Origin of the sequence: Micromonospora lacuserhaii (assembly GCF_036902735.1) — a bacterium.
In the GTDB taxonomy this organism is placed as follows: Bacteria; Actinomycetota; Actinomycetes; order Mycobacteriales; family Micromonosporaceae; genus Micromonospora.
In genome coordinates this window covers 39,875-65,110 of sequence record NZ_JBAKHO010000031.1, presented here as the reverse complement: position 1 = coordinate 65,110, position 25,236 = coordinate 39,875, and the positions used below count along the sequence as shown (strand labels likewise).

24 protein-coding genes are annotated in these 25,236 nt (G+C 69.7%); 11 read left to right on the top strand and 13 right to left on the bottom strand.

Annotation, left to right across the window (positions count from 1 at the left end; translation table 11 throughout):
* Positions 1-437 precede the first annotated feature (437 nt).
* Entirely contained in the window at positions 438-920 is a 483-nt protein-coding gene (locus V6U81_RS19325; RefSeq protein WP_334491203.1) for a hypothetical protein, read from the top strand.
* A 228-nt stretch (positions 921-1,148) separates the two neighbouring features.
* The gene (locus tag V6U81_RS19320; RefSeq protein WP_334491201.1) at positions 1,149-1,607 is read left to right on the top strand and encodes a hypothetical protein; all 459 of its coding nucleotides are present in this window, start codon (positions 1,149-1,151) and stop codon (positions 1,605-1,607) included.
* 552 nt (positions 1,608-2,159) lie between these two features.
* Here V6U81_RS19320 and V6U81_RS19315 read toward each other — a convergent pair.
* Positions 2,160-2,564: an ATP-binding protein gene (locus tag V6U81_RS19315; protein ID WP_334491200.1), complete on the bottom strand. Its 405-nt coding sequence runs from the start codon at positions 2,562-2,564 to the stop codon at positions 2,160-2,162.
* A gap of 201 nt (positions 2,565-2,765) precedes the next feature.
* Between V6U81_RS19315 and V6U81_RS19310 the strand changes: the two genes are divergently transcribed.
* Entirely contained in the window at positions 2,766-3,131 is a 366-nt protein-coding gene (locus V6U81_RS19310; protein ID WP_334491197.1) for an STAS domain-containing protein, read from the top strand.
* Here V6U81_RS19310 and V6U81_RS19305 read toward each other — a convergent pair whose 3' ends face one another.
* The gene (locus V6U81_RS19305) at positions 3,132-4,364 is read right to left on the bottom strand and encodes a PP2C family protein-serine/threonine phosphatase (protein WP_334491194.1); all 1,233 of its coding nucleotides are present in this window, start codon (positions 4,362-4,364) and stop codon (positions 3,132-3,134) included.
* A gap of 357 nt (positions 4,365-4,721) precedes the next feature.
* Here V6U81_RS19305 and V6U81_RS19300 point away from each other — a divergent pair, with 357 nt between their 5' ends.
* On the top strand, positions 4,722-4,973 hold the full coding sequence (locus tag V6U81_RS19300; RefSeq protein WP_334491192.1) for a hypothetical protein: 252 nt from the start codon (positions 4,722-4,724) through the stop codon (positions 4,971-4,973).
* A gap of 236 nt (positions 4,974-5,209) precedes the next feature.
* On the opposite strand, the gene V6U81_RS19295 is transcribed toward V6U81_RS19300, so the two are convergent.
* The 3 genes from V6U81_RS19295 to V6U81_RS19285 all read right to left on the bottom strand — a co-directional run bounded on the left by V6U81_RS19295 (position 5,210) and on the right by V6U81_RS19285 (position 7,950).
* Positions 5,210-6,382 carry a PP2C family protein-serine/threonine phosphatase gene (locus V6U81_RS19295; RefSeq protein ID WP_334491190.1) on the bottom strand — a complete coding sequence of 391 codons (1,173 nt, stop codon included), beginning with the start codon at positions 6,380-6,382 and terminating at the stop codon, positions 5,210-5,212.
* Positions 6,383-6,465: 83 nt separating this feature from the next.
* The gene (locus V6U81_RS19290) at positions 6,466-7,272 is read right to left on the bottom strand and encodes an alpha/beta fold hydrolase (RefSeq protein ID WP_334491186.1); all 807 of its coding nucleotides are present in this window, start codon (positions 7,270-7,272) and stop codon (positions 6,466-6,468) included.
* A gap of 420 nt (positions 7,273-7,692) precedes the next feature.
* Positions 7,693-7,950: an SHOCT domain-containing protein gene (locus tag V6U81_RS19285; RefSeq protein WP_334491185.1), complete on the bottom strand. Its 258-nt coding sequence runs from the start codon at positions 7,948-7,950 to the stop codon at positions 7,693-7,695.
* 383 nt (positions 7,951-8,333) lie between these two features.
* Here V6U81_RS19285 and V6U81_RS19280 point away from each other — a divergent pair, with 383 nt between their 5' ends.
* The 3 genes from V6U81_RS19280 to V6U81_RS19270 all read left to right on the top strand — a co-directional run bounded on the left by V6U81_RS19280 (position 8,334) and on the right by V6U81_RS19270 (position 12,865).
* Positions 8,334-10,487 (top strand): heavy metal translocating P-type ATPase, encoded by a 2,154-nt coding sequence (locus V6U81_RS19280; RefSeq protein WP_420884043.1) that lies wholly within the window; start codon positions 8,334-8,336, stop codon positions 10,485-10,487.
* Positions 10,488-10,972: 485 nt separating this feature from the next.
* Entirely contained in the window at positions 10,973-12,400 is a 1,428-nt protein-coding gene (locus tag V6U81_RS19275) for an MFS transporter (protein ID WP_334491183.1), read from the top strand.
* Between the two features lie 252 nt (positions 12,401-12,652).
* Positions 12,653-12,865, top strand: a complete 213-nt coding sequence (locus V6U81_RS19270) for a hypothetical protein (protein ID WP_334491182.1) — start codon at positions 12,653-12,655, stop codon at positions 12,863-12,865.
* An 84-nt stretch (positions 12,866-12,949) separates the two neighbouring features.
* Here V6U81_RS19270 and V6U81_RS19265 read toward each other — a convergent pair whose 3' ends face one another.
* Positions 12,950-13,822 (bottom strand): alpha/beta fold hydrolase, encoded by an 873-nt coding sequence (locus V6U81_RS19265; RefSeq protein WP_334491181.1) that lies wholly within the window; start codon positions 13,820-13,822, stop codon positions 12,950-12,952.
* Positions 13,819-15,453, bottom strand: coding sequence for a class I adenylate-forming enzyme family protein (locus V6U81_RS19260; RefSeq protein WP_334491179.1), 1,635 nt, complete (start codon positions 15,451-15,453; stop codon positions 13,819-13,821). Before V6U81_RS19260 ends, V6U81_RS19265 begins: the two co-directional genes overlap by 4 nt.
* A gap of 132 nt (positions 15,454-15,585) precedes the next feature.
* Between V6U81_RS19260 and V6U81_RS19255 the strand changes: the two genes are divergently transcribed.
* Positions 15,586-15,744 carry a hypothetical protein gene (locus V6U81_RS19255; protein ID WP_334491178.1) on the top strand — a complete coding sequence of 53 codons (159 nt, stop codon included), beginning with the start codon at positions 15,586-15,588 and terminating at the stop codon, positions 15,742-15,744.
* A gap of 87 nt (positions 15,745-15,831) precedes the next feature.
* Here V6U81_RS19255 and V6U81_RS19250 read toward each other — a convergent pair whose 3' ends face one another.
* Positions 15,832-16,713 (bottom strand): helix-turn-helix transcriptional regulator, encoded by an 882-nt coding sequence (locus V6U81_RS19250; RefSeq protein WP_334491177.1) that lies wholly within the window; start codon positions 16,711-16,713, stop codon positions 15,832-15,834.
* Positions 16,714-16,879: 166 nt separating this feature from the next.
* On the opposite strand from V6U81_RS19250, the gene V6U81_RS19245 reads away from it, so the two are divergent.
* On the top strand, positions 16,880-17,752 hold the full coding sequence (locus V6U81_RS19245) for an SDR family oxidoreductase (protein WP_334491176.1): 873 nt from the start codon (positions 16,880-16,882) through the stop codon (positions 17,750-17,752).
* A gap of 132 nt (positions 17,753-17,884) precedes the next feature.
* Here the strand turns inward: V6U81_RS19245 and helR are convergent, their stop codons facing one another.
* From helR to V6U81_RS19230, 3 genes are all read right to left on the bottom strand, one after another.
* Positions 17,885-20,110 (bottom strand): RNA polymerase recycling motor ATPase HelR, encoded by a 2,226-nt coding sequence (gene helR, locus V6U81_RS19240; RefSeq protein ID WP_334491175.1) that lies wholly within the window; start codon positions 20,108-20,110, stop codon positions 17,885-17,887.
* Between the two features lie 4 nt (positions 20,111-20,114).
* Positions 20,115-20,378, bottom strand: coding sequence for a hypothetical protein (locus V6U81_RS19235; RefSeq protein ID WP_334491174.1), 264 nt, complete (start codon positions 20,376-20,378; stop codon positions 20,115-20,117).
* Positions 20,379-20,918: 540 nt separating this feature from the next.
* On the bottom strand, positions 20,919-21,866 hold the full coding sequence (locus V6U81_RS19230) for a LysR family transcriptional regulator (RefSeq protein WP_334491173.1): 948 nt from the start codon (positions 21,864-21,866) through the stop codon (positions 20,919-20,921).
* A gap of 70 nt (positions 21,867-21,936) precedes the next feature.
* Between V6U81_RS19230 and V6U81_RS19225 the strand changes: the two genes are divergently transcribed.
* Positions 21,937-22,815 carry a dihydrodipicolinate synthase family protein gene (locus V6U81_RS19225; protein ID WP_334491172.1) on the top strand — a complete coding sequence of 293 codons (879 nt, stop codon included), beginning with the start codon at positions 21,937-21,939 and terminating at the stop codon, positions 22,813-22,815.
* 240 nt (positions 22,816-23,055) lie between these two features.
* Here the strand turns inward: V6U81_RS19225 and V6U81_RS19220 are convergent, their stop codons facing one another.
* The gene (locus V6U81_RS19220) at positions 23,056-23,871 is read right to left on the bottom strand and encodes an NAD-dependent epimerase/dehydratase family protein (protein WP_334491170.1); all 816 of its coding nucleotides are present in this window, start codon (positions 23,869-23,871) and stop codon (positions 23,056-23,058) included.
* Positions 23,872-24,056: 185 nt separating this feature from the next.
* Complete coding sequence (locus tag V6U81_RS19215; RefSeq protein WP_334491169.1) at positions 24,057-24,413, bottom strand: pentapeptide repeat-containing protein; 357 nt, start codon at positions 24,411-24,413, stop codon at positions 24,057-24,059.
* Between the two features lie 222 nt (positions 24,414-24,635).
* Here V6U81_RS19215 and V6U81_RS19210 point away from each other — a divergent pair, with 222 nt between their 5' ends.
* Positions 24,636-25,226: a TetR/AcrR family transcriptional regulator gene (locus tag V6U81_RS19210; RefSeq protein ID WP_334491167.1), complete on the top strand. Its 591-nt coding sequence runs from the start codon at positions 24,636-24,638 to the stop codon at positions 25,224-25,226.
* The last annotated feature ends 10 nt before the right edge of the window (positions 25,227-25,236 follow it).

Here is a 25,236-nt window from a genome sequence, read left to right as displayed (position 1 = left end):
TTCGGTGAGCCAGCCGGACCCGATGTAGGTGAGGGTGCCGACGGTGACGGTGTCGGCGGGTTCTCGATACTGGATGTCTTTTGCGTCGACCGCCATACGCGATCTTCAACAGCAGGAAACAGTGTGACGGGGTGGCGGTGGTGGGTATCCGAGGGACATGGAGATGGACCTGGAGCAGTGGCAGGCGTTGGCAGACCGGCACCGGCAGTGTGATGACGACCCCCGCCGGTGTCGAGACTGCCAGGCATACTGGCCGTGCTCGTACCGCCTCCGCGCGGACCGCCAGCTGCTCAGGACAGTCGGCGCGGCTGCTACGGGGACGCAGAGCCCATTCGTCATGGCGTAACCCTGCTGGCTGAGGCCTACCGATGTAACAAGCGCCCGGGATGGTCGCGCCTCTACCGATGTGAATTCCAGCCCGGGTCAAGGGCACCACCGTGCCTGACCTTTCCGCCATCGCGCGCGAGCGCGCAGCGCTAGCGACTGTTGCCGACACGATCATCGCAGCGTCGGTCGGCAAAGGCCTAAGAGTGACCGTGGCCTGCCCTAACTCCCACCTCGCCGTGATCGATCGCCTGGCGCAAGCGCTGCACGCCCGCGGCCGCGCCTGCCGATGCCTGCCCCCGAAGCCGAACCCGGTAGGCGCAAGCGACCCGCCCCCGGATCGGCAAGAGAGCAATTCGACCGTTGTCGTGATTACGTCCGGGTCGGCCAAGGAGACCGACCGTGGGGTGCAGCGCGTGAACATCACCGTAGCTGCCGCCGTCCCCACGCCACGCGATGGCGACGTCAGCCACCAAAAGGCAGGCGAGCCCCCAACGGCGGTCGGTGTACCGGACATCATTCTCGCCTACCACGATCCGGACGGACCCCTGATCCGTTACATGGCGCCCCACCTGTCGACAGGCGACCGGCGGTAGGCCTTTCACGGTCCGGCAAGATTTACAACGTGGGGAGGGCTACATGAAGGACATCCCCTCTGGGGCATACCCATCGAAGTACCACACCGACCAGCCCATGGGTGGTCCTGCTGCCGACTACCTCAGGGGTTACACCGACTGGCGGGGAGATGCGGATGCGCATCTCTGCGGTGGCCAGGTGATCGTGTGCTGAAGACCGGAACCCGGCCCTGGTGGCTGGTGGCGGGGGTGCTGGTGGTGGTGCTCGGGCTGCTTGTCGGCGCGGCGTTCCTCGTGTGGCCGTTCATCCGGTACCCCGTCGCCACGGAGCGGGCGGCCGCGGCGCACCTCGACGAGGTCAGCGTCGACCGGGCCGACTACCTGGGCGAGGACACGTCGGACAAGGACGCCGTGTCGCGGCTGTGGATCAGGCGCGACAGCGCCGAGGTCGAGCCCCTGCCGACGTATGACGCGCGGCCGTTGCGTCAGGATCATCCCGGCCGGGACTCCCTCTCCCGGTCGCGCTTCGAGGATGAGTTGGGCTGGCTGGACCTGTTCGACGAGGACATGCCGTGTGGGTTGACGGCGTACCGGGTGATCCAGGTCAACGCCAGCACGGGCGTAGACCTGTCGGCCGAGGATGAGTGGGCGGTCGAGGCCAGCCGGTCGACACTGATCCGCGTCGTGGTCGCCTGCGGCGGGGGCTGATGGAGGTGTTGGTCCCGGCGGCACAGTAGGCCGGCAGACCAAAACCGGCTCTGCTCGTTCTGTGACGGGCTGCCGCGGTTGGCTGTTGCAAATCAAGGTTCGGGCACCCGGATGGCGAATCTTCCGGGTGCCCGAAGCCCTTAGGGCCATCCGGGAAAACGCACCTTTCCGCGTTGCCTGCACCGACCCTTATGTAAGTCGATCATCAGCTGCGTCGGTCGGGCGTCCGCGAGGTGCTGGCCGCGGTGGGCCTGGCCGGAGCCGCCGGTCCGCTCGCCGGGGTCAGTCGCCTCCTGACGAGGACCTAATAGGGCGACGCTCGTCGCACCTCTTCCCATCCCGGCCGCCGGCCGGGTTGCGGTGCGAGACCGGGGGTCCGAGGCGCCGCCATCGGAGGCCGGCCGCCGTGACTCGCAGACCAGTTTGAGGACCGTTACGGTCGGGCGGTCGAAGGTTGCCATGGTGGAATGCTGAGCCCTGGAGTGGGCCCGACTCGCTCGCCGTCGTATGGACGGCTGGGAGCCGGCGTGGCGTTTCCGGTCATCGGATCGGTCATTCTGGTGCGAGGTGTTTGGTGATGCGTAGCAGCACGTGGTCCGGTGGCCCGGCGACGAAGGCGGCCGTGTCGGCGAGTGCGGCGATCAAGGGCAGTCCACGGCCGCCGACCGTGAGCGGGGCGGGGAGTTCAGCGTCGAGTCCGGCGCCGTTGGGGGTGCTGCCGCGGTTGCCGACCTCGAGCAGGCAGACGTCGTCGTCGATGATGATGGTGATGTCGACGGTGCTGTCGGGATCGGCGTGCATCACCGCGTTGGCGCATGCCTCGGTGATCAGCACGGCGAGGTGTCCACGACAGTCCTCGGTGGCGTCGGTGAGGCTCAGCAGGGTGGTGAGGACATGGCGGGCGCGGGTCACCGAGGACGGTTGACGCGGGAGTGACAGCGTCATGCTCACCCGCATTGCGTAGCTCCTCCCCGGCCCGTGCGTGACCCGCCGGACTACTGCGTCACACCCTAAGGCGGGATGCTCCGGTTGTGATCAGCACTACCCGGGGTTGCCGAGGTGAAACGGTCAGGGTGTCGCTCGACGTACGCCGGCCGGCGGCGGTTCGCCCGCCGGGGGCATAGGGTGAGCGGGGATCATCGGCGTGGGGAGGTTGTTGTGGGTCTGCTGTTGTCGGTCCGGCCGGGCCGGGGTTGCACCGTGTTCGAGGTGCAGGGCGAGCTGGACATGGCGACGTCCCCGCAGTTGCGCGAGGGTCTGCAACGGTTGGTTGACGCCGGTGACCGTCAGGTAGTGGTGGATCTGGCCGGGGTGGGGTTCATGGACTCCAGCGCGCTGGGCGCGCTGGTGGTGATGTTCAAGGCATTGCGTGACGTCGGCGGTCGGTTGTGCCTCGCCGCGGTGCAGCCCGCCGTGCACAGCGTCCTGACGGTCACGTCAGTGGATCGAGCTATCGATGTCTATGACAGTGTGCAGGCGGCTGAAGCCGATCTGTCGTCCACGGACGACGCGACAGGCCGGTAGTCAGTCGGGCAGCGCGGTGCTGGCACGCGCCTGGTCGGCGCCGGCGCTGGTACGCCGGTCCTCGCTGTGCCCGCCGTGCCAGTCGAGGATGAACAGGGTGGCATCATCGGCCAGAGTCGGTCCGCTGACCTCGAGCACGGCATCGGCCAGCGCCCGGACGGCCTCGCGGGGGTGCAGATCGGTGATCGACCGCAACATGGTCGGTAGATCCAGGCTGGCGGCGTTGCGCTCCCGCATGCCATCGGTGACCACTACCAGACGGTCGCCTGGTCGCAGCGTGACCTCGCCGGCGCGGTAACCGGCCTCGGCGAACATTCCCAGGGGGAAGTTGGCCGGTAGCGGCAGCGCCCGGGTGGCCCCGTCGCGTACCAGCATCGGCGGCACGTGCCCGGCGTTGAGCAGCGCGCACACCCCGGTGCGCAGGTCGAGGCGGCCGAGGACTGCGGTGATGTAACTGCCGGGCACGGCGGCGTGTCCGGCCACGTCGGCATTCGCGGCGTCGGCCTGCTCCACCAGACCAACCCCGCGGCGGCGACTGTTGCGCAGGCTGCCCACGCCCAGGGTGGCCGTCAGCGCGCTGGCCACCCCGTGGCCCATCGCGTCGGTGACGCTGAAGTGCAGCACGTCCCGGGCGAGGCTGTAGTCGAAGGTGTCCCCGCCGATGCTGGCGGCGGGTTCGAGCCAGCCGGACAGGGTGAACGCACTACCCTCACACGTGAACGAGCCGGGCAGCAGGCGGCGCTGAATCTCCCCGGACAGGGTGAACGGGGTTGTGCGTTGCCCCCACTCGAAAAGGTCGGTGTACCGCCGGTTGGCAATCACCACGTACGCCAACACGTGCGCCGTGCGGGCGACCTCCTCCAGCGCCCGCGGAGCGGGCTCGTCCGGCAGGATCATCTCGAGCAGGCCGATCACCTCACCGCGGTCAGTCACCGGCGCCAACACCGCCCAGCTGTCAGGCTGCGCGACAACCTGCACCGTCTGGGTGCGTAGCGCCTGCTCGGCGGGGCCGCCGTCGAACGGCATCACCGTGGCGACCTCATCACCGTCCCGGCGTCCCTCACCGGCACCGTCGAGCGGCACGTAGGCCAACCGGACCAGCGCCCGGCCGCTGAGGTCCGCGATCAAGAACGCGACGCTACGTGCCCCCAGCGCCGCACCGAGTTCCCGGGTGACCGCCTCGACCGCCTCGACCGGCGATGCGTTCTCCGCCGCATCCAACATATGCGCCATGATCCGTCCTCGACTGCTTTCCACTGTCGGAGCCTACGAGACCCGGCCGGTCATCGCCGAGCACGAGGACCGTCACAACAGCGTCGACAGCCCAACGACCCGCTTCGGCAACACCTCCGGCAGCGGTCCACCAGGCCCAAATCCAGGGCCTATAGATGGGCCTGGCCCGGTATCAGCGCCGGCCCTGGGAGTGGAAGATCATGATAGGTAGAGCCCTCTCACCCCTCCGTCTGGCAATGGCCGCGTTGATGGCGATGGTCGTCGCCGCCGTCGCAGTGGCGCGTCGTACGACAAGACGGTCACCATCTGGGGCCCGAGCGACAATGCTGTCGGGTCGGGCGCGTTCCGGTCGGACCCGTGGGAGGCGCGCCGGGCGATGCGATCCAGGCGTGTGACAGTCTCGCCGACGGGTGGGGCGTCGAGGTCTGGCTGGACACCAACCCCGGCAGCGGCTGGGACCGGAAGGCGTCGACCCGAGGCTACAACTCGCCCTACTGCAGCCCTTGGGCCAGCGGTGACATCTCCGAGGACACGCTGATCTGGATCAAGGTCTGCATGGTGAAGTCGACGACGGAGTACTGCGATCAGATCAGAGCCGCCGTGTCCTGACGGTACCGACCGGCGTCCCGGTGGCGACAGCGTGAGCCGGTGGAACTGAAGCGAGACGACGACCGTCTCCGGGCTGTCCCGGGGCCGGTCGTTCTCGTTCTTGCGGTTTTCCGGTGCCGAGGTCCGGATGACGGACGGGCCCGAGCGCCCCGACCGCCGGAAGCTGCGCCCGTTGAAGCCGTAGGGGCAGCAAGGGGACAGCGAAACGCTCGCCTGCGACCGCAAAGACGGGCCGGTCACGGTCGGCTGTGTGGGGCGCTGATGGCCATGACGGCGGCGTCGTCGGTGAGTCCGGCGCCGAAGGTGACGAGCAGCTCGGTGACGGCGGCGACGGCGTCGGCGGCGTTGGTGGGTGCGAGACGGGCGGCGAATCGGGCGAGGGCTGCGGTTCCGTAACGGCCGTCGGCGGTCTCGCTGCTGGCGGGACGGGCCTCGGTGAGCCCGTCGCTGTAGAGGAGCAACGTGTCGCCGGGGTTCGCTACGACGGTGGTGTTGGTGTATTGGGAGGTCGGGAAGGCCCCCACGATGCGGCCCTTCGTGCGGTGGTAGTTGGCGGAGCCATCGGCCCGTAGCAGCAGTGGTTCGGGGTGCCCGCCGCTGGCGATGACCGCGGTGAACCCGCCGACGGCCGGTGTGGTTGTGAGGATGCCGAAGACGACAGTGCAGTAGCGCGCGTCCTGGCGGTATTCCTGCCAGAGCACGGTGTTGAGGTTGTGCAGCGCGGCGGCAGGGTCGGGGTTGTAGACGGTTGCGGCGCGCAATGTGTAGCGGGCCAGGGCGGTGACGGCGGCCGCTTCGACGCCTTTGCCGCTGACATCGCCGAGGAAGAATCCCCAGCGGCCGTCGTCGAGGGGGAACAGGTCGTAGAAGTCGCCGCCGACTTCGTCCGTGGAGGCCATCCGGTAGTACGCGGCGGTTTCCAGCCCGGGCGGGGTTTGCAGAACGGCCGGGAGCAGGGTTTGTTGTAGTTTGCTGACGAGTTGCCGGAGCCGCTCGTCCTCGCGTTCGGCGGCCCTGCGGGCGCTGAGGAGCTCCCGTTCGTAGGCGCGGCGTTCTCTGGCGTCGAAGATGGTAGTGCGGATGAACTGGGGTTGGCCTTCGCTGCCGGCCTTGACGATGGAGGTGACGAGGACCGGCATGCGAGAGCCGTCCTTGGTGCGGAGTTCGAGGGAGATACCGCCGACCTCGCCCTGCATGGCCAGCATCGGTGCGAAGTGAGTTTCGTGGTAGATGCGGCCCCCGCCGGTGAGAAGGTCGCTGAAGCGGCGCCGGCCGACGAGTTCCTCGCGGGTGTAGCCGAGCCATGCCAGCAGGGTGCCGTTGATCTTCGCAATGGTGCCGTCCAGGAGGGTGGACAGGTACCCGCAGGGCGCATTCTCGTACAGGTCTTCGAAATTGTCTTCGAGCAACGCGGGGAACCCCACGTCGCTCGGCCCGGCGCTCCCGTCATCGCTTCGACCCTGGCGGTGAGGATCACGCCCGGCAGTTGCGGTCATCGGTAGGCGGCCCTGATGAACGACGTGATCGCTGCGGCCGTGGCCTCCGGCGCGCTCAACTGCGGGCAATGCCCGGTCGCGTCCAAGGTGACCAGCCGACTTCCGGCGATCTGCGCGTGCACGAACGCGCCGACTTCAGGCGGCGCGATGGCGTCCTGGGCGCATTGCAGGATCAGGGTGGGAACGCTCACCTTGGCGAGGTCGGCACGGTTGTCCGACAGGAACGTGGCGCGGGCGAACACCTGCGCCATGGCGGGATCCGTCCGGCAGAAGCTTGCCGTCAGCTCTTCCCCCAGCTCCGGCCGCTCCGGATTGCCCATGATCAGGGGGGCCATGTTCGACGACCAGCCGAGGTAGTTGCTGTCGAGCGACTCAAGCAATTCGTCGATGTCATCCCGAGTGAAACCGCCTCGGTAGTCCCCGTCATCGAGGTAGCACGGTGAGGGGGTGACCAGGACAAGTGCGGAGAAGCGGTCCGGTTCGCGGTTCGCTGCGAGGACTCCGATGCTCGAACTGACCGAGTGTCCGACGAAGATCGGCTGCTGAAGGTCCAGGTCCTCGCAGATGCTCAGCACATCATCGGCGTAGCCGTCCAGGGAGGCGTACCGGTCGGCGTCCCAGGCCGCCGGATCAGCCTTGCCTGACCCGATGTGGTCAAATAGCACCACCTGGGCCCATTGTTCGATTTCGGCAACCACGTGGCGCCACATGTGCTGGTCGCAGCCGAAGCCGTGCGCGAGCACGACGGTGGGACCGTCCTCGCGACCGGTCAGCACCACGTTGTTGCGGTTCCGCACACGCATTCACCTATCCTCCACCACCCGCACCTTGGGACCAAGCGACCGCTCACCTGGGCAAACGGTCTCGTACGCAAACAGCCTGGGAGCCTGGTGGGGACTTGTCCTGCCCGGCGAGCTCTCAGGACGAAGAGGCCGCCGCGAGCGATGGTCGGCATGCAGCACAGAAGTACAGCCGCAGCCGGCAGGGATTCGCGAGCTGCGCACGGAGCCGCAGGCGACCGCCTCGCCGGCAGATTTATGGGCTCGGGACGACGACGGCGACCAGGCCGAGGCCCGAGGCAGCGATGAGGCAGCAAGCCCTTTGATCCAGGTGGGTACGAGGCGGCAGAGAACGCCTGGCGTCAGCTGCTCAGTCGACCGTCACCGTCGACGATATGGCCCTGGGATCGCGCCGAGCCGGGGGAAGCAGCCGGACGCGCCAGGTCATGACCGGCCTGGTTCCCGCCCGGCCAGGTGGGCTCGCGCCTGCTGGTACTCCTCGGCATTGATCTCGCCGCGGGCGAACCGGCGGTCGAGGATCTCCTGAGGCGTCTCCCGGCCCTGCTGGCCAGGCGCGCCCGGGCCGAAGGACGACCCCGGGACAAGTCTGATGACGGCCCAGATGATCAGGCCAATGATCGCGATGGTCAGCAGTGGCATCAGAATCATCCACGCCCAGCCCGGCCCGTATCCGTTCATCATGGTGTCACCTCCGACGCGGTGGGCCCTACCGATCCATCGTCGCTCGCCGCGCGGCATCCTGTCAGGGGCATAGGTCACCACCTCCCTGGCGAGGGTTCTGACATGCCGCCCACACGCCGTCACCGCGCTCGCGGCGATTACTTCCACCCGGCCGGGTATGCGGTGCGGCCCACGACCGCTTGCTCCGGAGGAGCAGTCAGGGAGGGGAGTCGGTCCACTCGGCCGGGGGACCCTTCCGTGCTTGGGCGGTGAGCAGACGGCCGGGCACGCATGCTGGCAACTACTGCGCCAGCGGTCGGCGGACTGACGCCAGGCACTCTTCGTGACGGTCCTGAGCGACGAGGTCACACGCGCGAGTAGCCGTCCAGGGCGTTCGGGAGGCGATGCGGATGGACCATGACGGCGGGTCGGCGCGGCACCCCGACCATGGAGCGCCTGGCCAGCCCGATCAGGCCGTTACCGGTCACGGTCGACCGGGCGCAGGCCCCGGTCCCGCCCCGGCTCCCGCCGGGCACTCAGGTGGCGGGGGGCATGGCGGCCACGACAAGCATGCGGGGCACGACCCGGCGGTGTTTAGGCGCAAGTTCTGGCTCAGCCTCGCCCTGACCATCCCGATCGTGTTCACCAGCGATCTGGTGATGCAGACGTTGGGGTACTCGCTGCAGTTTCCGGGCATGGCATGGGTGGGTCCCGTGCTGGGGTCGGTCGTCTTCTTCTACGGCGGTTGGCCCTTTCTGGTGGGGGCCGTGCGGGAAGTCCGGGACCGCGCTCCCGGGATGATGCTGCTCATCGCCATGGCGATCACCGTGGCGTACCTCGCGTCGCTGGCCACCAGTCTGGGCGCCTTCCGGCTGGACTTCTGGTGGGAGCTGGCCGCGCTGGTGACCATCATGTTGTTCGGGCACTGGCAGGAGATGCAGGCGATTGGCCAGGCCCGGGGGGCCCTGGCGGCGCTGGCCGCACTGCTGCCCGACGACGCTGAACGCGTAGCTGCCGATGGCCAGGTGCAGCGCGTGCCGGTGAGCGACCTGCGCCTCGGTGACACGGTGCTGGTCCGCCCCGGCGCCCGGGTGCCCGCCGATGGGCACGTCGTCGACGGCACCGCGGAACTGGACGAATCCATGATCACCGGGGAGTCCCGCCCGGTTCCCCGGGCGGTCGGGGACCGGGTCGTCGCGGGCACGGTCGCCACCGACTCCGCGATCCGGGTGCAGATCGACGCGATGGGGGAGGACACCGCCCTGGCCGGAATCCAGCGCCTCGTCGCCCAGGCTCAACAGGCCGGCGGTCGGGCTCAAGTGCTCGCCGACCGGTTCGCCGCGTGGCTGTTCTACATCGCCACCGGCACCGCCGCGGTCAGCTTGATCGTCTGGTCGGCCCTCGGGGACGTCGAGCAGGCCGTGGTACGCACCATCACCGTGCTGGTGATCTCGTGTCCGCACGCGCTGGGCCTGGCGATTCCCCTGGTCATCGCACTGTCGACCAGCGTGGCTGCCAAGGGCGGGATCCTGGTCAAAGACCGCCTGGCGCTGGAGCGGATGCGCACCGTCGACGCGGTCCTGATCGACAAGACCGGCACGCTGACCAGGGGGGCGCACACCGTCGCCGGGGTCACCGCCGCCGCCGGCACCACCGAGGACGACGTGCTGCGGCTGGCCGCCGGCGTGGAGGCCGACAGCGAGCACCCGCTGGCCCGCGCCATCGTCACCGCAGCCGAACGCGTCGGGCCGGCGAAGGGAAACGACTTCCGGTCCCTGCCCGGACGGGGCGTGCAGGCCACCGTCGAAGGAACGGCGTACGCGGTGGGCGGCCCGGCGCTGCTGCGCGAGCTGCACGCCGAACTGCCCGGCGAGCTCTCCCGCGCCGAGGAGGAGTGGTCGAAGCGTGGCGCCGCCGTGCTCTACCTGGCGCGGCTGGACGGTGCGCCGCAGCTGCTCGGGGCGCTCGCCCTGGAGGACGAGGTGCGCCCCGAGGCGCGCGAGGCCATCGCCCAGCTGCGTGAACTCGGCATCCGGAAGATCGCCATGATCACTGGTGATGCCCGGCCGGTGGCCGACGCGGTCGCGGCGGACCTGGGTTTCCGGCCCGGCGTCGACGAGGTGTTCGCCGAGGTTCTGCCCGCGGACAAGGACGAGATCGTCACTGACCTGCAGGGCCGCGGTCTCACCGTCGCCATGGTCGGCGACGGCGTCAACGACGCTCCCGCGCTGGCCCGCGCCGACGTCGGCATCGCCATCGGCGCCGGCACTGACGTCGCCATCGAATCCGCCGGCGTGGTTCTGGCCTCCTCCGACCCGCGCGGCGTCAGCGCCACGGCCCGCCTTTCCAAGGCGTCCTACCGCAAGATGGTGCAGAACCTCGTCTGGGCCGCGGGCTACAACGTCGTCGCCATCCCGGTGGCGGCCGGCGTCTTCGCCTGGGCCGGCGTGGCGCTCAGCCCGGCTGCCGCCGCGGTGCTCATGTCCGCGTCCACGATCGTGGTTGCCCTCAACGCCCAGACGCTGCGCCGGGTGCACCTGACACCAGAAAAGCAGTGATGCGACGACCGTCTGTCTGCACAACCCGATCAGCAGCGGCCTTCCGGCCCGCCAGAGCGTCAGCGGCCGGCGAACTGCCGCCCCGGCAGGCCAGCGGGTAGCGCCGTGACGGCATGGTCGGCGCCGACGTAGAGCACGATCAGCCGCTCGGAGCGGTACATGTGCGGAGATGGCGACCAGCGGAGTCCGGCACCTCACGGGCGTGCGGGGGGACGCGGCGGAGTCGCGAGGTCAGACGACCAACTGGTGGCCGGTCTGCTCAACTGCGGGGCGTACGTCGGCGGTGTCCCGAGGGGCGCTGCTGGAGATCGTGACGGTGCCGCTGGGCACGGCGGCCTGGACGTCGGCCACCGGTACCCAAGTCGAGCGGTGAGGACCGTCTCTCTGTCGCCGTCGGTCGGGACAAGCCCTTGACGACGGATACCCCCTAGGGGTATACCTTTCCCACTTACCCATACCCCCCAGGGGCATAAGGAGTGGTGGAAATGTCGCACGGTTCCAAGCGGTGGTGGGCCCTCGGGCTCATCGCGCTCGCCCAGTTCATGGTCATCATGGACACGTCGATCATCGGCGTGGCCTTACCTCGCATGCAGACCGATCTCGGCTTCTCGCCGGAGAACCTGTCGTGGGTGTTCAACGCCTACGTCGTCGCCTTCGGGGGCCTGTTGCTGCTCGGCGGCCGGCTGTCGGACCTGCTCGGTGCCCGGCGCATGTTCAGCGCGGGCTGGCTGATCCTTCTGGCCGGCTCACTGGCCGCCGGTCTGGCCGGCGGCGTGGCGGTCGAGCTGGCCGCGCGTGCCGCGCAGGGCGTCGGCGCCGCACTCATCGCACCGTCGGCGCTGACGTTGCTGATGATGCTCTTCGGCAGTGAGCCGAGGGAACTCACCAAGGCGCTTGCCCTGTACGGCGCGGCCGCGCCGGCCGGCGGCACCGCCGGTGTCTTCCTGGGCGGCGTCATCACCCAGTACGTCAGCTGGCCCTGGGTCTTCTACATCAACATCCCGATCGCCTTGCTCGCGGTCCTCGCCACCCCGGTGCTGATGCCGGCTGGCGGCGCCCGCCGCGGCTCCCTCGACCTCGTCGGCGCTCTGACCGTGACGGCGGGTCTCGGTGCGGCCGTGTACGCGATTGTGCGGGCCCCCGAGGCCGGGTGGGCCTCCGCAGAAACGTGGCTGGTTCTCGCGGGCGCCGTGCTGGCACTCGGCGCGTTCCTCACGATCCAGGCCGTCCGCCGGGAACCGCTGATGCGGCTGTCCATCTTCCGCGCCCCGAATCTCGGCGCCGCCAACCTCGCCCAGCTGCTGCTCGGCGCGGCCTGGATCCCGATGTGGTTCTACCTCAACCTCTACCTGCAGCAGGTCCTCGGTTACAGCGCCTTCCCCAGTGGCGCGGCACTGCTGCCGATGACCATCCTCATCATGCTCGGAATGATCACCATCGCCCCGCGAGCCATCGGCCGGTTCGGTCCCAAGCCGCTGGTGGTGACCGGGCTCGCCGTCCTCGCCGCCGGGCTGGGCTGGCTCGCCCTGGTCCGCCCCGACGGCAGCTTCCTCGTCGACGTCCTGCCCGCCTCGCTGGTCGCGGCGTTGGGCATGTCGCTGGCCTTCATCCCGTCGCTCGGCACGGCGATCTCCAGCGCCCGACCGGAGGAAGGCGGCCTGGCCTCCGGCATCGTCAACACCAGCTACCAGGTCGGCTCGGCACTCGGCCTGGCCGCCATGACCGCCATCGCCGCCTCCTACGGCGCCGACCGGCTCGGTGACGTGCCGGCACTGACCGACGGCTACTCCGCCGCCTTCATCGGCGCCGGCGCCATTGCCGCAGTAGGGGCGGTCGTCACCGCGATCACCCTGCGCTCCGCGACGCCCCGCCAGGAGAACACCACAAACACCGAGCCCGCCCAGGTCCGTTGACCCTGCTGAGCAGGGAGCCGTTACGCCACGCGGCCCCGGAGTCGGCCGGCCATGAACAGGCCGGTCGACTCCGGGGGTACGACCGGACCCGCCCATTCAACCGGGCCGACGCCAACGGCCACGCCTCTCCGGCGCCGGACCCTGCGGCGCCGCCATGCTGGGACCTACGGCCCTGTTCGGAGGTCACCGGGCAGAGGAACAGTAGATCCAGACCCCGGAAGCGGGGGCAGTGATCGGGAGAAGGTGGCAGTGATGCGTGCGATTCGCAGGAGCGTCGCGGTGCTGGGAACGGTACTGGTCGCAGTCGTGGCCCTGCCCGTTGCCGCGCTGGCCGACGCGGGCACGACCGGTCGTGACTTCGGCGGACACGTCGTGGTCTGCGCGCAGACCATGGGCTTCGACGCGCAACACAACCCTGGAATGCACCAGGGGTTCTCCGACTGGGACCCGAGCCACACATGCTGACGCGGCGCGATGAGGGCGGCCCTGCCTACGGCGGCTGTCACCCGACCCCTCAGCGTCAGGCGGTTCAGCGGCCGTTCGCTGGCCTCACGTGAGCCGCCCGATGTGGTCAGCCACGGTGCTGGCGCCCTCGGCCGACAACAGGACCGTGTAGTGGTTGACGTCAGACACCTTCTCCACGGTGAGGCCGCTGCGGTCGATTCCGGCGGCCTTCAGGCGGGCCTCGTCGTACAGGCCCTGCGGTTCGTCGAGGATGCCGCGTTCGCACCACAACAGCGTCGCCGCGCAACCGATCCGATGGACGGCGGCCGTCGTCTGCTCGTCCAGAAGCGTGTCCGTGGCGTCCCGGCGTACCGCCTCCAGAGAGCAGGAGGAGCGCAGCGCCGGCGGCTGGCCGACCAGATCGCGTAGCGCGTACGCCCGCACCGCGGGGGACCAGGCGGCGGCCAGCGCGGGATGCCCCCGCCAGAAGTCCAGGTACGACTGCTCGCTGTCGAACGTCATCTGCAGACGGCGCATGGCCGGGCCGATGACCGCCTGCAGGATGGCGTCGATGTTCGCGCCGTCGGGCACCTGGAGCGTGACCCCGCCGTCGACGAGCAGCACCGACGAGACTCGGTCCGGGTGGCGGACCGCGGCGACGGCGGCGACGAACGCGCCCATCGAGTGCCCGACGATCGGCGCCCGGTCGAGGCCGAGGTGGTCGAGGACCGCGATGAGGTCGTCGGCGTGCTGAGCGAGCCCGTACGGACCGGGTAGGGCGGCGCTGTGCGCGCGTCCGCGCAGGTCCGCCGCGATCAGGGTGGCGCGGCCGGACAGGGCGTCGGCGACCGGCGCCCACGACAGGGCGTTGGCGGTGATGCCGTGCGCGGCCAGCACGGTCGGGCGGGCCCCGCCGGGCCAACGGCACACCCGCAGGGTGCCGCCGGCGACGGGGACGTCGAGTTCTTCGGGGGTCACGGGTGCTCCTCGGGGGCGGCCTTGGGACGGCGGAAGCCGGCGTCGCGGTAGACGGACAGCTGGGCGGCGAGGCGGCTCTTCAGTTCGAGGCGTTTGGCTTTGCCGGTCGCGGTGTAGGGCACGTCATCTCCGAAGACGACGACCTTGGGCTGGTGGGCGAAGTCGAGGCGAGCCGCGCAGTGGTCGAGGACCTCCTGTTCGGCAAGCGGTCCGTCCGCCACGACGTAGGCGGCGATCTCGTCGCCGTACACGCGGTGCTCGAACGGCACCGTGAGGGCGAACTTCACTCGCGGGTGGCTGCGCAGCACCTCGTCGATCTCGAACGGTGAGATGTTGTGCCCACCGCGGATGATGAGCTCCTTCATCCGTCCGGTGATGAAGAAGACGGGCTGCCCGTCCGGGCCGGGACGCCAGAAGCCCTCGTCGCCGGTGTGGAACCACCCGCCGCGGAACGCCTCGGCGGTGGCCTCGGGGTGCCCGGCGTACTCGCGCATGATGATCGCGCCCCGGACGGCGAGCTCGCCGCGGACCTCGGCCGGCGCCTCCTCTCCGGTGACCGGATGCAGCACCGCCATCTGCGCGTGGGGGAGCGGGCTGCCGATGCTGGGGAACCCGAAGTCGGCGTGCCACTGCCGACGCCGCTCGTTGGGGAGAGCGGGCATGGCGGAGGCGACGCAGGTCGTCTCCGACAGGCCGTAGATGTGCCGAATCGGGATCTCGAAGCGCTCCTCGAAGTCGAGGGCCGTCTCGACCAGCAGCGGCCCCGCGCCGCACAGCACCTCGGCGAAACAGTCAGGGGCCTCGCCGTCGCCGCCGAGCAGGAACTCCAGCAGGGTCGGCACCAGGCTGGCGGTGGTCGCCCGCTCAGCGGCCACGTCGGCCCAGAAGCGATCTGTCCGGAACCGGTCGGTCAGGACCGTGGAGGCCCCGGTGTGCCAGGGCAGCAGGCTGGAGATGACCAGGGCGTTGGCGTGGTGCACCGGCAGCACCGTGTAGACCCGGGTTTCGGGGTCCCAGGCGAAGGTGCTGGCCAGCGCGTCCAGGTCGGTCAGCAGGTTGCGGACGGTGGTGATGATGCCCTTCGGCTCGCCTGTGGTGCCGCTGGTGTAGAGCCGCAGCGCCGCGACGTCCAGGCCGGTTGCGGCGTCCTCAATGGGCGCCGCGCCCCCGGTCGGCAGCTCGTCGGTGTCGTACAGCGGCAAGCCGGTCCCGTCGGCGAGGGCGACGGCCCGGTCGGCGTGCTCCGGTGCATGGACGAGCAGGCACGCTGCCGAGTCGCGCAGCACGAACGCCTGCCGGTCGGGGGCCTCCTGCGCGTTCAGCGGCACGCAGCACGCGCCGACCAGCCAACATGCGTACGCCACCGCGAGCGCCTCGGCGGTGTTGCCGGCGAGGGTGGCCACCGCGTCCCCCGGGCCGATGCCCTTGCCACGGAGCCAGGCCGCCGTGGCCTCGACCTGGGACCGCCACTCGCCGACGGTCCACCCGCGTCGGGTACCCCGGGCATGGTGCAGCTCCGTCAGGTACGCGGCATCGAGATCGGTGCGGTCACGGAAGAACGCGGAGAACCCGGACCATCGAGGCTGGAAGTCGTCGACGGCGGCGCGTGGGTCGGACGAGCGGGTGTCCATGCGCGAAACCTAGGGCCCGTTCAGCTCCGCCGGCGATGTGCGCGCCCTCCACTGCCAGGCCGGTTTCATGGAGGACGCACCCACTCACGGCGCAGTAACGGCGCTCCACCGTGCTGCGGTGCGGTGGTCTCGTTGGACGCGCTGCGCTACGACTGGCCGGTGGGCTTCGCCCGATTCGAGGTCAGTGCGATGAACCCGACGCGTGCGAAGTATGAACTCGACGCCCAGGAACTCGCCCAGGTGGGCGCCCTTCTCGGCCACCCTGTCACGCAGGTCCTCGCTCACTACTGATTACAGGTCGCGTCCTCAACCAGCCTCAACAGTCGCCGTACGTGATGGGTGGCTCTCGTGGCAGGCTCCCATTCGCGCCCCGGCGGTTTACCGGGACTGGTTGATGGCGTCCGTGCCGGCGTCTTGGTTCTGTGTTGCTGACCAGCTGGCGAGCAGGCGTAGTCCGTCTTCGGAGGCGCTGCCCGGTTCGGTGCCGTAGGCGACCACGCTCAGGCCGTCGTCGGCGCCCAGTTCCAGCACCTCGAAGGTCAGGTGCAGCTCGCCGACGACCGGGTGTCGGAAGTGCTTGATTCCGGTGCGGTGCAGGCGCACGTCGTGCGCGGCCCAGCGGGTGCGAAACTCCTCGCTGCGGGTGGAGAGCTCCCCGATGAGGTCGGTCAGCGTCTTGTCGTAGGGATCCCGGCCGGCCTGGGCGTGCAGCAGCGCGACGGTGTCGTCCGCCGCCCGGTTCCAGTCGGCCCAGAGTTCCCTCGCGCGGGGGTCGAGGAAGTTGAACCGCGCGAAGTTGGGCGGCCGAGCCGGACCGGCGAAGACGGGTGCGAAGAGGGCTCGGCCGAGCTGGTTGGCGGCGAGAACATCCGCGCGGCCGTTCATGACGACGGCGGGCGCTTCGGTCATCGCATCGAGCAGCCGTTGCACGTTGGGACGCACGCGTTGCGGCGCGGGCCGGCGACGGTTCCGCGCTGCCGGGCCGGCGGTGCGGGCGAGGTCGTACAGGTGGGCCCGTTCGGCCTCGTCCAGGTGCAGCGCCCTGGCGAGCGCGTCCAGCACGCTGTCGGAGACCCCGGTGAGGTTGCCGCGTTCGAGGCGGGAGTAGTACTCGACGCTGACCCCGGCCAGTTGCGCGACCTCGGCGCGGCGCAGCCCCGGCACCCGACGGCTCCCGTAAGACGTCAGCCCGGCCCGCTCAGGGGTGATCCTGGCCCGGCGGGAGGTCAGGAAGTCGCGGATCTCGCTGCGGTTGTCCACGGCATCCAGGCTAGGCAGCTCCCGGCGCCGATGGGGTGCCCTGTCAGTACACCTTTGACCAGTGCCTCCCCGACCGGCTCCGACGCGAGTTTCATGGTTCTTGACCCGCCCCGCGGGACCAACGCGATGACGGATCACGCCGGCGGGTATCTGCCTAATCAAGACAATGAAGGGCGAAAAGGATATGAGTGCCAAGAAGGTTTGGTTTGTGACCGGTGCCGGGCGGGGCATGGGCGTGGATATCGCGCAGGCTGCCCTTGCGGCTGGACACGCGGTTGTCGCCACCGGCCGCAATCCGGAGAAGGTCGCCAACGCCGTCGGTGCGTCCGACGACCTGCTGACGGTGAAGCTCGACGTGACCGATCCCGCCGACGCCCGGGCCGCCGTGCAGGCTGCGGTGAGCCGGTTCGGCCGCATCGACGTGCTGGTCAACAACGCGGGCAACTTCTACGCCGGCTTCTTCGAGGAGATCAGCCCGGAGGACTTCCGGGCACAGGTGGAGACCAACCTGTTCGGCCCGCTGAACGTCACCCGCGCGGTGCTGCCCGTCATGCGTAAGCAGCATTCGGGGCTCGTCGTGGCGATCTCGTCAACCGCCGGTCTGGTCGGGCAGGAGTTCTGCACCGCCTACGCCGCGTCGAAGTTCGGCGTCGAGGGCTGGATCGAGTCGCTGACCCCGGAGGTCGCGCCGTTCGGCATCCGCACGATGCTCGTCGAGCCCGGCTTCTTCCGTACCGAGCTGCTCACCCAGGAGTCGACGAGCTACGCCGGGCCCTCGATCGACGACTACGCCGAGCGCACCAAGCAGACGGTCACCGCCTGGAACGCCATGAACGGCCAGCAGGGCGGCGACCCCACCAAGCTCGCCAGGGCGCTCGTTCAGCTCGCGAGCCAGGACGAGCCGCCGCTGCGCTGGGCCGCTGGCGCCGACGCCGTCGACGTCCTCGAGCAGAAGGCCAAGAAACTCCTCGCCCAGGCCGACGCCTACCGCGAACTGTCCAGCTCGCTGGCGCACGACGACGCCACCGCGTCCGCCTGAAATGTGTCCGCCGGGCCGCCAAGTGACCACGCATCCGGTGGCCGTGGCACGCACCCTGTAGAGATGGTCGCGTGCCCCGGCCGGCGACACTCCGATAGTGGTCCCCATGATCGTCAGGCGGCGATCACGGTGTCAGGAACTGGTGAGGATGACGAGTTGCTGGGTCGCTCGGGTCATCGCGACATAGCGGTCGACCGCTCCTTCGATGCCTGAGCCGAACGCCTCCGGGTCGATGAGGACGACCAGGTCGAACTCGAGTCCCTTCGACAGCTCCGGTGTCAGCGACCGGACGCGGGACGTCGCCCGGAAGGTGGGATCGCCGATGACGCAGGCGACCCCCTCGGCGTGGGCGGCGAGCCAGGCGTCGAGGATCGAGCTCAGATCAGAAACAGATCCGTGTACGACGGGAACGTCGCTGCTGCGGATGGAGGTCGGCACGTTGGCGTCCGGGAGCACGGCCCGGATGACCGGCTCGGCTTCCGCCATGACCTCTTCCGGCGTCCGGTAGTTGATGCTCAGCGAGGCCAGGTTGATCCGGTCGAGCCCGATCCGCTCGAGCCGTTCCTGCCACGATTCCGTGAACCCGTGCCGGGCCTGGGCGCGGTCCCCGACGATGGTGAAGCTCCGGGACGGGCAGCGGAGCAGCAACATCTGCCACTCGGCGTCGGTCAGTTCCTGCGCCTCGTCCACGACGATGTGCGCGAACGGGCCGGCGAGCAGATCCGGATCAGCGCTCGGCAGTGCGGCCTCGTCGACCAGGGCGTCCCGCAGGTCCTGTTGGCGCAGCATCGTCAGCAGACCTTCACCGTCGTCATAGGCATTGGCCTCGATGAGGTCGTCGATGACCGTGGCCATGCGCTCGCGTTCGACGGTGACAGCGGCCTCGTTCCGGCGGTTGCGCCGTGACGCCTCCGGGTCGCCGAGCCGCTGCCGTGCCGCGTCCAGGAGTGGCAGGTCGGACACCGTCCAGGCCTGGGGGTCTGCGCGCTGCAACGTCCGGACGTCGTCGGGGCTGAGCCAGGGAGCGCACTTGCGCAGGTAGGCGGGCACCGACCAGAGGTCTCCGACGAGGTCGGCCGCCTCGAGCAGCGGCCAGGCCCGGTGGAAGGTCGTGCGCAGCTCCCTGTTCCGCAGCAGCGACCTGCGGACCAGGTCATCCGGCTCATCGCCGTGGTACTTCTCCATCAGGATCGTGAGCAGCTCCTCCCAGATCTCGTCCCGCGCCTCGTTGTGCGGGGTACCGGGTCCGCGCGCCTCGAACGCCTCGGCCCAGTCGTCGGCGCTCAGCCGGATGTCGGACTCGCCGATCGTGACCGTCATTCCCTTGGCCGGCGGCTCCTCGTAGAACCTGACGGCCGTCTCGATCGCCTTCACCAGGTCCGCGGACGACTTCAGGCGGGCCACGTCCGGGTCGGTCTCGGTCGCTGCTGCGGCTCCCTCGGCGACGAGGTCCCGCAGGGTGCAGGTCTGCACGTCCTCCTCGCCGAGGCTGGGCAGGACGTCGGAGACGTAGGCCAGATAGGGCTGGTGCGGACCGACGAACAGCACGCCGCCCCGGCGGTGATCCAGGCGAGGGTCGGAGTAGAGGAGGTACGCGGTGCGGTGCAGAGCGACGACGGTCTTCCCCGTACCCGGACCGCCGTCGACGACGAGCGCGCCGCGGGATCCCGCGCGGATGATGGCGTCCTGGTCGGCCTGGATGGTGCCGAGCACGTCGCGCATCCGGGCCGACCGGTTGCCGCCCAGGCTGGCGATGAAGGCGGACTGGTCGTCGAGCGCGGCGTGCCCGACGAACCCGTCCGAGGTGAACACCTCGTCCCAGTAGTCGCTGATCCGGCCGCGGGTCCAGCGATACCTGCGGCGGCTTGCCAGACCCATCGGGTTGGCGTGGGTCGCTCCGAAGAACGGCTCAGCCGCGGGGGAGCGCCAGTCGAGCAACAGCCGGCGGCCCTCGCTGTCGGTGAGGCCACGTCGTCCGACGTACACGGGCTCGGGGTTGTCCGCACTGACCATGCGCCCGATGCACAGGTCCACACCGAAGCGACGCAGGGCGCGCAGGCGAGCGGCCAGCCGGCGGACCTCCATGTCCCGCTCCACCGCCTGCCGGCCTTTGCCGCCGGGCGCCTTGCGCTGGGCATCGAGGCGGTCGGACAGGTCGGCGAGCAGCTGCGCCAGGCTCGCCGCGATGGCCGCGAAGTGCTGCTCGTCGCGGGCGATCAGCGTCGGGTCGGCCTTGGGCGAGAGGTGGTCGGAGAGGTCGAACACGCTGTTGGTCGCAGGGTCCACGTCGTCAGTTCCGATCTGAGGTCGCTGGTAGTGGGAGACGGGTGCGCGGCGGCCTGCCACACGGGATCGCATCGACTCAGTGCGGTGCCGCCGCCGCTTCCCGCGCGCGGCACTCGTCGCCCGTGAGGGTCGACAGCGGCTTCTCCTTGATGAAGACCACCGCGAGCACGGCGAGGAACGCGATCGGCGCGGACACCAGGAACAGGTCCGAGGTCGCCGTGGCGTAGATGTCCCGGATCGCGGCGAGGGCCGGCGCGGGCAGCGTCTCGAGGTCGGGCACCTTGGCGCTGCCGCCCCCGGTCGCCGCCACCCCGAAGTGGTCGAGGAAGAGTGACGTCACCCTGTCCTAGCGAGATTTCACAGTCGTGCCAGTGCCCGCACTGGCAAAGAAGTTGGGCGGCTTCTTCTGCACGTGCCAGTCAGCACGAAACCCCGTTCCCGCGCGACGGGATCGTCGACAACAACACACGCATTTCGCGACTCTCATTTCCGTAGGTTCTGGCCTCGGCCGGCAATTCTGCGGCACGACCCGGGTCTTGCCGCAAGACCCCCGGTGCGGTATATGTTGAAGCTGGCAGGGAGTGGTTACCTCCCTTCCCCTTGATCGTCCGCTGGACGGACGACCTCCCGTCGGCCTACGGATGCAGCCGCGGAACGGGGACTTTCTTCACCCTCTTTGGCGGCGAGGCCGCCTCGAATGTCGTCGAAAGCGCCGGCATTCCTCATGGTGTTCGTCGCCGCGCCGCACGAGCGTGGGGCGGAGTTCGCCGCACGCATGCACCACACCGGGCGCGTCGGCGACGACTGCACGGAGAACTCCTGACTCTGTGAGTGTTGGAGTCGGCGGCAGCAGGTGATGACGCAGGCAAGGGTTGGAAGATCAACCGCTCGTTGCTGTCGACCAGGGGCGGTCATCCTGGCCGGTCGGTCGTTCGGCGAGGAAGGTGCTGGTGGAGGCGCGGAGCGCCGCGACGCAGGCGACCACGGCGGGATGGACGCCCGCGCCTTTGCGGTAGGTGATGCGGGTGCGGCGACGAATGGTCAGCGGGCGGAGCCGGACCCGCGGGAGCGGCTGCGTGAGGGCGAGTTGTGGGACGAGGGCGACGCCCTGGCCGGCGGCGACCAGCGCGAGCGTCGCGGTGAAGTCGTCGGCGTGATGACGGACCGACGGAGTGAAGCCCGCCAGCTGGCAGGCGTGCACGGCCACGGAATGGCAGAGCGTGCCGGGGCTGCCGACGATCCAGTCCGCGTCGCGGACCTCTTGGAGCGGGTCGCCGTCCGTGTCGTTGTCCGCGTCGACGGGCGCGGCGAGGAACACGGTCTCCTCCAACAGCGGAGTCGAGTCCAGCGAAGGGGCGGGGGCGACCGGCGTGATGTCGTAGTCGTGCAGGAGTGCGACGTCGAGCCGTCGGTCGAGCAGCGCGGCGGGCATGGCGACCGGGTCCAGCTCGGTGACCATGAGGTCGAGTGCGGGGTGATCGCGGGCCAGGGCGACCAGGGCCGCCGGCAGCAGGGTGCGTACGGCACTGGGGAAGGCCCCGATGCGAACCGTTCCGTGTACGCCGGTTCGGGCGGCTGCCAGTGTCGCGTCCGCCGCTTCGAGTGCGGCGAGAACGACCTCGGTGTGCTGCACGAGCGCAACGGCCGTGGGGGTGAGGCCCACCCGGCGGCCCGCGCGTTCCAGCAACCGGATGCCTGCTTCTCGCTGGAGCGCAGCCAACTGTTGGGAGACCGCGGAGGGCGTGTAGGCGTGAGCCTCGGCGACCGCAGCGATGGTGCCGAGGCGGGCCAGGTCCCGCAGCAGGTGCAGACGGCGAACGTCAAGCATCAGCTCAGCTTACGTATTTGTTGAGAAATCGGAACTGGTCCTTCACCGATAGTTGGCGCAGGGTGAAGGCATGACCTTGACCGGCGTGTACGTCCCGTTGATCACTCCGTTCGACGCGTCCGGGGGTGTCGCCCTCGAAGCGCTGACGGCCCTCGTCCACCAGGCGCTGGATGCCGGAGCGACCGGTGTGGTCGCTCTCGGCACGACCGGGGAGCCGGCCGCACTCAGCGACCAGGAGCGACGCGAGGTGCTCGACGTCCTCTCCTCGGTATGCCGCGAGCGCCGCGCGCAGCTGCTGGTCGGCGCCAACAGCGTCGAGGCGCTGCGAGCGCTGGGCGAACGCCCCGAAGTGACGGCGGCCCTCTGCCTGGTGCCTCCCTTTCTCCGTCCCGGTGGCGCGGGCGTGCTCGCCCACTTCGGCCACCTTGCCCAGGCCAGCCCGGTGCCGCTGGTCGTGTACCACGTCCCGTACCGCACCGGACAGCAGCTCTGCGCAGACGATCTGCGGCTGCTCGCCGGCCTGCCCGGTGTCGTGGGGATCAAGCACGCTGTCGGCGGGATCGACGCGGACACCGTCGACTTCCTCGCCGACATCCGGCCTGATTTCGCGGTGCTCGGCGGCGAGGACCAGTTCATCTCCCCGCTGCTCGCCCTCGGCGCGCACGGCGGCATCCTGGCCTCGGCGCACGTCGCCACCGTCGACTTCGTCGAGTTGATCGCGCTCTGGCATGCCGGTGACGTCGATGGTGCGCGACGACTCGGCCACCGGCTCGCCGCGCTGTCGGCGGCGTTGTTCGCCGAACCCAACCCGGCGGTGATCAAGTCCGTCCTTCACGCGCAGGGCCGCATCCCGACCGCGGCGGTACGGCTGCCGCTGCTGCCCGCCGGTACGGACACCACGCGGGTGGCGCTTCAGCGCGTCGATGAACTGAGGAATGTGCCGAGGTGACGGTGGCCCAGATACCTGTCCATGCGGCTGGCCGTCGGGCGCGCGCCGTCAGGCCATTGCGGAGAGGATGACCCGCTCCAGCACCGTGAGCGGGGTCCGCCACTGGTCGGGGTCGTCGTAGTTGCCGGCGGGGATGGCCAGCTTGGAGTGTTCCGTCGAGGCGCTCACGCAACGGCGTCGTCATGGGGCACTGCGGAAGGGAAAAGAGCGGATGGCGCCGGTCGGACAGCTGCCCGTCCTTCAGCAGGGCGGCGTCTCGACGTACCGCAGGGAGTGTTCAGGGCTGGCGTAGGCTCCGCCCTGCAAGGCGTCGGCGTCGATGGGAGCGTCCGAACCGGGCACCTTCGCGGCACGGCTTTCCGCGTCGTCCACCGGCTGATAGCCGAGCTGTGCCCCGGCGCCGATATCCCAGAATCTGCGGGTGTTGGCCGAAACGGCATAGGCGGCGACGAAGTGAACGTCGCGCGCCGTGATGGCCGCACGGATGAAGCCGACGCCGTCGCGTGGACTCAACCACGTCGCCAGATGTCGGGCCTCGGTCGGCTCGTCCTCGAAACTTCCGATCCGCAGGCACACCACCGACAGCCCGAACTTGTCAGCGTACAGACGCCCGAGTGCTTCCACGGCAACCTTGCTCACCCCGTAGAACCCGTCCGGCCGAACCGGCGCCTCCGGTACGACGACCTGCCCGACCGGGTAGAAGCCGGTGACCCGGTTGCTGCTCGCCAGGACAACTCGTCCGACTCTCTGTCGGCGAGCAGCCTCCAACACGTGGTAGGCGCCCAACACGTTGCTGTCGAGCAGGTCGGCCAACGGCGCCTCATCCGGCAGCCCGGCCAGATGCACCACGGCGTCCGCACCCTCCAGCGCAGCTGCTAACGCCGCCAGGTCTGCCAGATCCAGTTGGATCGCCCGCTCCACCGGCGACTGCGCCTGCAACAGCACCCGATCGACCAGCACGAGTTGGCCAACCTCGTCGCGCAGGTGCTCGCGGACCGCCGAACCGATCCGACCCGCCGCACCCGTGACGACCACCGTGCCCAGACGTGAACCCATGGGCTGCATTGTGGCGACACGTACCGACAGGATGATCGACGTCGATCTCACAAGGGTGCCAGCCGGCTGGCCGTCGCCGCTCGCCTCGCCCACGCCGTCGAGAAAGGAGACCTACCTTCCGGTCAGCATCCGGTGATCCCGCGCGATCTAGGCGTTCGTCCGCCTGGGTCGCCCGGTTTCGCTCTTCAGCGTGAGGATGCGCGGTAGGAAGGCTGTGCTGACAGGCCATCGGGCCACCCGATGACGCGCTCAGCGGTGACGCCTCGAAGGTCGGCCCCGTCCCACCGGACCCCGGTGACGTCCGTGCGCCCGTACTGCGGATCGTGCGTCGAAACGTAGCTGAACTGCGCGTAGGACAGGTCCGCGTCACGCAGGTCGGCATCTCGCAGATCGCAGCCGGCGAAGTGAGCGCCCCGGAGGGATGCACCCCGGAGGTCGGCGCCGCGGAAGTCACAGAACTTGAATGAGTGCCTGTCCAGAGTGCGGTGCCGAAGGTCGCGGCCCACGAACGACTTCCTCGTCGCGCCGGGCAGGATGCTCATCCGGGCACCGTAGCGGGGTCGCCCGATGCCGAGCCACCGACTTGCTGTGGCTGGTCCGCCCGGTCGCTGGGGGAGGCGGGCACGCCATCGCCGACGGTCGGGTGATCGACATCCTCGCGCTGGCGGCGCGGCCGTACAGGCGCGCGAACCCCATAGTGGCGCAGGACACTGGCGACCCCTTATTCGAACGAACTAGTTTGTTCGAATAAGGGGGTGAGGGTCATGGTGACGCAGGTTCGCCGGACCAAGTCGGTGCAGCGCATCCTCGATGCCGCCGCCGAGCTGTTCTACGCACACGGTTTGCGCGGTGTGGGGGTGGACGAGGTCGTGGCCGCGTCCGGGGTCTCGAAGTCGACGCTCTACGTGCACTTCCGTTCCAAGGACGATCTGGTCGCCGCCTACCTCAGCGCGACGGACGAGTCGTGGATGGGGCAGTTGCAGGCGGCCGCCGAGCGCGCCGGTGTTGACCCGGCCGACCAGCTCGTCGGATTGTTCGACGCCCTGCTGGACGCGTTCGACCGGCATGGCTTCTTCGGCTGCCCGTTCGTCAGCGCGGCCGTGGAGTCCCCGCTCGCCTCACCGGCCCGGGCGATAACCCTCGCCCACACCGGCCGTCGTCAGGCCTGGATCACCGGACTGTGCGAGCAGGCCGGGGTGTCGGAGCCGGCCCGCCTGGCCAACCACCTCGGGCTGCTCATCGACGGAGCGATGACGCGTGGACGGCTCGAGCAGGACCGCTCGGTCGTGCAGGACGCCAAGGAAGCCGCCTGGGCGGCAATTCAGTCAAGTAGCGTCCCCGTGACGCCTCGGTAACGGAAAGTGT

Coding starts and splice junctions, on each gene's coding strand:
- V6U81_RS19315 (WP_334491200.1), bottom strand. CDS start 2,564: ATGCGGGTGAGCATGACGCTGTCACTCCCGCGTCAACCGTCCTCGGTG.
- V6U81_RS19305 (WP_334491194.1), bottom strand. CDS start 4,364: ATGGCGCATATGTTGGATGCGGCGGAGAACGCATCGCCGGTCGAGGCG.
- V6U81_RS19290 (WP_334491186.1), bottom strand. CDS start 7,272: ATGCGTGTGCGGAACCGCAACAACGTGGTGCTGACCGGTCGCGAGGAC.
- V6U81_RS19285 (WP_334491185.1), bottom strand. CDS start 7,950: ATGATGAACGGATACGGGCCGGGCTGGGCGTGGATGATTCTGATGCCA.
- V6U81_RS19280 (WP_420884043.1), top strand. CDS start 8,334: ATGCGGATGGACCATGACGGCGGGTCGGCGCGGCACCCCGACCATGGA.
- V6U81_RS19275 (WP_334491183.1), top strand. CDS start 10,973: ATGTCGCACGGTTCCAAGCGGTGGTGGGCCCTCGGGCTCATCGCGCTC.
- V6U81_RS19270 (WP_334491182.1), top strand. CDS start 12,653: ATGCGTGCGATTCGCAGGAGCGTCGCGGTGCTGGGAACGGTACTGGTC.
- V6U81_RS19260 (WP_334491179.1), bottom strand. CDS start 15,453: ATGGACACCCGCTCGTCCGACCCACGCGCCGCCGTCGACGACTTCCAG.
- V6U81_RS19245 (WP_334491176.1), top strand. CDS start 16,880: ATGAAGGGCGAAAAGGATATGAGTGCCAAGAAGGTTTGGTTTGTGACC.
- helR (WP_334491175.1), bottom strand. CDS start 20,110: ATGCGATCCCGTGTGGCAGGCCGCCGCGCACCCGTCTCCCACTACCAG.
- V6U81_RS19230 (WP_334491173.1), bottom strand. CDS start 21,866: ATGCTTGACGTTCGCCGTCTGCACCTGCTGCGGGACCTGGCCCGCCTC.
- V6U81_RS19225 (WP_334491172.1), top strand. CDS start 21,937: ATGACCTTGACCGGCGTGTACGTCCCGTTGATCACTCCGTTCGACGCG.
- V6U81_RS19220 (WP_334491170.1), bottom strand. CDS start 23,871: ATGGGTTCACGTCTGGGCACGGTGGTCGTCACGGGTGCGGCGGGTCGG.
- V6U81_RS19215 (WP_334491169.1), bottom strand. CDS start 24,413: ATGAGCATCCTGCCCGGCGCGACGAGGAAGTCGTTCGTGGGCCGCGAC.
- V6U81_RS19210 (WP_334491167.1), top strand. CDS start 24,636: ATGGTGACGCAGGTTCGCCGGACCAAGTCGGTGCAGCGCATCCTCGAT.